Here is a 5418-nt window from a genome sequence, read left to right on the forward strand (position 1 = left end):
GCAGGATAGCTTATCGGTAGCTAACCGTCCCTCCATCCACATGACCAAGCGTTGCACTTATTATCTGAATTCGCGGCGTAAATAACCCTGAGCAGGAAATTGTGCAGAAAGGATGCAAACAACAGGATGAAGAAAATAATACGCAGGATAACTTAAGTAAAATAAAGACAGGAAGTCACAACAGAAGGGAAAGAGAGAAAATCAGAAATAACTGACCGCCATTAGCGGTCGCTATTTTTGCATTCGTACAGCGCGGCTTCTTCGGCCTGCGGCATATCACTGCAGCCGCTGGTATCACCTTTTCTCAGCTCAATCAGCGCGTCAGCGATGGTACGCCCCGCCAGCACGTTCAGTGACGCCTGTTCGGCTTCATCGACAATCGATTTAAAGTACCAGCAGGCATTGGCGCTCACCACGCAACGCGCGGGCACGTCCGGGCGTGATGCCCACAGCCGTTTATCTTCAATCACCGAGCAGTAGATATCGCGCAGCGTAATCTCTTCCGCCGGACGACCAAGATGGATACAGCCCGCACGACCCAGCGTGGAAGTAATAATGCCATCGCGTGTCAGCGGCACCATCAGTTTCCGGATAAGACTTGGGTTCGCCTCCATTCCATAGGCAAGGATGGCGCTGGTCGAACGTTTGCCCAATTGCTCCGCCATCGCTACGCTGAGAACCATCTGCAAAGCTGTCGGGAAGCGGTAATCTAACATGCTGGTATCCTGACTCCGGTACGCCACACAGGGCTGCCGTTAAAAAACAATACAAAATAATATACCAAACACGCTTGCTTTTTAGAAGCCAGGCCCCCTGCCACAGCACATAATCATAAGTTGCCCGTGGCCGCAGCGTGCCCCAGTACCGACGCGCCCAGCAGGCCGCCCTGCTCTGCCAGCGCCCCCGCCACTACCAGTGGTGTGGTTAAACGGCGTAAAATCAACTGCCTGACGCGCTGATCGAGCAACGCGATCAATGCCGGTTCCGCTGCCAGGCCGCCACCGACCACAATCCGCCCCGCGCCGGTCAGATTAACCAGAAACGCCAGCGGTTCACTGACCAGTTCGCACCACACTTTCACCGTCAGCACAGCATCGTGCTCCCGCTGCCGCCAGCCAGTAACAATGGCTTTACTATCGCAGACCTGCTGATGCAGTAACTGATGCAGGCGTTCGATGCCCCGTGCACCGCCTGCTGTATCCAGACACCCGCGCTGGCCGCAGGCACAGGCCAGGCGTGGCAGCGTATACATCACACCGTCGACGCTCACCTCACGGCGGGTAATCGGCCCATGTCCCCATTCGCCACTCACGCCACCGCTGCCACTGACGATACGACCATCAATCACCAGCCCGCCGCCAACGCCGCTGCCGAGAATCGCGCCGAACACAATGCGTTCACCCGCGCCGCGTCCGGTCGTCGCTTCCGCCAGCGCAAAACAGTCAGCATCATTCGCGATAAACACCGGACGCTGGAGTAAATCCTGCAGTTGCTGCGCCACCCGGCGATGATGAAACGCCGGAATATTACTGGCATACACTTCACCACTGACCGGGTCGACTAAGCCGGCAGTGGAGATGGCCAGCGGTGATCGCGCATCAATTTGCCCGTGAATCTGTTGCAGTAACTGTTGCACCGCGTCAGTAAATGCAGACCAGCTGTCCACCGGCATCGGCAGCGTTGCCAGCGGCGTTATCTTGCCAGGCTGCGCCGACAGTCCGGCTTTAAGAAAAGAAGCACCAATATCCAGGCATATTACGACATGGCTCATGAGCGTTTATCCATTAAATCGCGCAGGCCATCGCCCAGCACATTAAAGCCAAGCACTGACAGCACAATCGCCAGCCCGGGATAGAGCGATAAACCAATGCTGACCCCGAGGAAATTGCGCCCGTCGCTCATCATGGTGCCCCACTCTGGCATCGGCGGCTGCACACCCAGGCCGAGAAATGACAGACTGGCAGCGGCCAGTACCACCGTGCCTGCGGTTAATGTCGACTGCACAATAATCGGGCCAATCGCATTGCGCAGAATGTAGTGCACCACGATGCGGTAATAACCAATCCCCAGCGCCTGCGCCGCTTCGACATATTCCATATGTTTCAGGCTGATGGTCAGATTACGGCTCAGACGGGCATACACCGGGATCGAGAAAATCGCGATGGCGATCAGCATATTGATCAGCCCATCGCCCAGCACGCTGACAATCAGAATCGCCAGCACAATACCGGGAAACGCGAAGATGACATCCATCAGCCACATAATGATCTGATCAAGCGTACGTCCGGCCAGCCCGGCAATCACGCCCAGCGGCACGCCAATCGCCAGCGACAGGCCGACACTCAGCACCACTTCCACCAGCGAAATACGTGCGCCATAGACAATGCGGGAAAAAATATCGCGGCCATAATCGTCGGTGCCAAACCAGTGGTCGGCAGACGGCGGCAGTAAGGTATTAATCAGATCCTGCTCATAAGGATCATGGCGGGCAATCAGCGGCGCCAGCAGCGCCATCAGCACAATCACCCCGACCAGCGCCGCGCCAAGGGTGATGCTGGGATGGCGCGCCAGCCAGCGCAGTGTACGCCAGATGCGCGGGCGCGACTCAGGTTGCAGGTTGCTGATATCCATTTAGTCGAACCTTATTTTCGGGTTAAGCAAGGCAATCGCGATCTCCCCCAGCAGGTTCATCACCACCACACCGGACACCGCCACCAGCGTGACGCCCTGAATCACCGGATAGTCGCGATAACGCACGGAATCCACCAGCAGGCGGCCAATGCCCGGCCAGTTAAATACCGATTCGGTGACCACCGCGCCGCCAATCAGGCTGCCAAAGTTGAGCGCGATAATGGTGACGATCGGGATCATCGCGTTACGCAGGGCATGCCGCCAGTACACTTTGCCGGGCGACAGCCCTTTCGCCCGCGCAGTGCGGATATAATCTTCCGCCAGCACGTCAATCATGCTGGAGCGCGTCATACGCGCCATCACCGCCATGGGCAGAATCGCCAGACAGACCGTGGGCATAATGTAGCTGCGCCAGGAATCCGCCCCCAGCAGCGGCAGCCAGCCAAGCTGGACGGCAAAGGTATTCATCGCCATCAGCGCCAGCCAGAAGTTGGCAATCGAGGCCCCGGCTATTGCCAGCAGCATCACCAGATGGTCTGGCGTGCGGTTGCGATACACCGCGCCAATCATCCCCGCCGGAATGCCGAACAGAATCGCCAGCAGATAAGCCAGTACCGCCAGCGCCAGGGTGTACGGCAGACGGTCGGCAATTTCCTGCATCACTGGCTGCTCAGATTTCAGCGACACGCCTAAGTCACCGCGCACCATGCCGCCGGCAAAGTGGAGATACTGCACCGGCAGTGGCTGATCAAGACCAAGACGGCTGCGCATATGATCCACGGCTTCCTGTGGCGCTTCCGGCCCGGCCATTAAGCGCGCCGGATCGCCCGGCAGCGCGCGGATGGCAATAAAAATAATCATCGACACGCCGATTAAAATCAGCGGCAGTGCGAGGATCTTTTTGATGACGTAAGCTTTCATCCCACTCTCCGCGCGCCGGACGCTTAGTTTTTCACCGCGTGACGCACAATCACATTGCCGCCAGGCTGTACCGATACGCCGGAGACCGCTTTACGCGTCGCGTACAGATCATCCTGGAAGTAGAGCAGCACCTGCGGCGCGGTCTGGTTGATCGCTTTCTGCGCCTCGACATACAACGCATTACGCGCCGCGTCATCCTGAGTGGAGGCCGCCGTATCAATCAGCTCATCCACTTTTTTATCGCTAAAGAAGCCGAGGTTTGCGCCGCCTGGGGCAAAGCTCTGGCTGTGATACAGCGGACGCAGCTGCAGATCGGCGCCATTGGCGCCGGAAGACCAGGAAGCCAGCACGGCACCGGTGTTCTCCGCTTTTTTCGCCGCCACATCCGCAAACGCCGCCTTACTCCACACGCCACTTTCCATCTGACGCACATTCACTTTCACGCCCACTTTCGCCCACATCCCCTGCAGTACCTGGGCGATACGCGCTTCCGGCCCCTGTACCGCCAGATTGACGGTGAAGCCTTGCGCATAGCCCGCCTCTTTCAGCAGACTTTTCGCTTTCTCAATATTCAGCGGATAATCATTCAGTGACTTGTCGTAGCCCGCCGTAACGGGTGCCAGCGGCGAGTTAGCCGGGGTGGCGTAGCCGTACATGATCGCGCGTACCATCGCCGGTTTATCGGTGGCGAAATTCAGCGCCTGACGCACCCGCACATCATCCAGCGGTTTCAGTGTGGTGTTCAGCGCCACCCAGAAGACGGCCGCCCCGTCGCCACGGTGTAAGGTGACCTGCGGATTATTTTTCAGCATGGTGGCGAACTGCGGTGGCACCGGGTTAATCACATCGGCTTCCCCGGCCTGCAGCGTCATATTCATCACTGAGGTTTCACTGCTCCAGGTCCATTTAATCTGATCCGGGCCATCCGCTTTACCCCAGTAGTCCGGGTTCTTCGTTTCCAGCACAAATTCGCTGTTTTTGTACTGTTGCAGCTTGTACGGCCCGGTGCCGTCGGCTTTATTGCTCAGCGAACGTGCGCCGTCTGCGGCCGGGCTGACCATCATCGCCGCTCCGCCGGTCATCAGGTTCAGAAACGCCGGGTAGACTTTTCTCAGATGAAACTCGACGGTGTAGTCATCCACTTTCTGCACCGAATCGAGGAACGCACGAATACGGCCGCTGGCCGCCAGGCCACGTTTGGTATCGAGATGACGGTTAAAGTTGGCGATCACCGCATCGGCATTAAACGGCGTGCCGTCATGGAATTTAACCCCCTGACGCAGTTTAAACGTCCAGATTTTGCCGGTCGCATCGCCCGACCATGAAGTCGCCAGCGCCGGTTCAATTTTCAGTTCGGGTGATAAACGCACCAGCCCTTCGTACATCGGGTCCAGCACGCTCATGGTGTAGGTGGCGGTTTGATCGCCGGGGTCCATACTGCGCGGCGCTTCGCTCTGCATCACCGTCAGTGTGGCGGCCTGCAACGGTGCGACAAATGCGGTTAACGTCAGACAACTCAATAAGGCCAGCCGGTATCTGCTGAATGCGCTGCTTATCACCTTCATAGGTTCCTCATTACTTTTTGCCGTCGAAACGAACGCGACAACCGCAATTGAGCTGCATGGCGGTGCGGCGCGGGAATAACGATTTGATGCTCGTTGCAGCAAATCTTAACCCTAAGAAGCCATATTTTATTTATACGATAAACTTATATTTGCGCATTTTGTTATTTTTGTGAACTAAATAGCATTGCGTATTTTCCCGCCACGTTTTACTGTCAAAAAAACACAGCGCGAATTCAGATAATAAGTGCAACGCTCGGACATGATTGTGGAGAGTGTAGGAGGAAGGGTTAACTACCGATAA

General features: G+C 56.9%; 5 protein-coding genes. All 5 read right to left on the reverse strand.

Annotation, left to right across the window (positions count from 1 at the left end; all coding sequences use genetic code 11):
- Positions 1-221: 221 nt before the first annotated feature.
- Positions 222-716 carry an RrF2 family transcriptional regulator gene (locus ACSZO1_RS21550; protein ID WP_437616310.1) on the reverse strand — a complete coding sequence of 165 codons (495 nt, stop codon included), beginning with the start codon at positions 714-716 and terminating at the stop codon, positions 222-224.
- Between the two features lie 113 nt (positions 717-829).
- Entirely contained in the window at positions 830-1771 is a 942-nt protein-coding gene (locus tag ACSZO1_RS21555; protein WP_437616312.1) for an ROK family protein, read from the reverse strand.
- A complete protein-coding gene (locus ACSZO1_RS21560; protein ID WP_437616314.1) occupies positions 1768-2631 on the reverse strand; it encodes an ABC transporter permease in 864 nt (287 codons plus the stop codon). The genes ACSZO1_RS21555 and ACSZO1_RS21560 overlap by 4 nt, the downstream gene beginning before the upstream one ends.
- Complete coding sequence (locus ACSZO1_RS21565) at positions 2632-3552, reverse strand: ABC transporter permease (protein ID WP_437616316.1); 921 nt, start codon at positions 3550-3552, stop codon at positions 2632-2634.
- Between the two features lie 23 nt (positions 3553-3575).
- On the reverse strand, positions 3576-5117 hold the full coding sequence (locus ACSZO1_RS21570) for an ABC transporter substrate-binding protein (RefSeq protein WP_437616318.1): 1542 nt from the start codon (positions 5115-5117) through the stop codon (positions 3576-3578).
- Between the last annotated feature and the right edge of the window lie 301 nt (positions 5118-5418).

The organism is Erwinia sp. V71 (genome assembly GCF_965644245.1).
Lineage (GTDB): Bacteria > Pseudomonadota > Gammaproteobacteria > Enterobacterales > Enterobacteriaceae > Erwinia.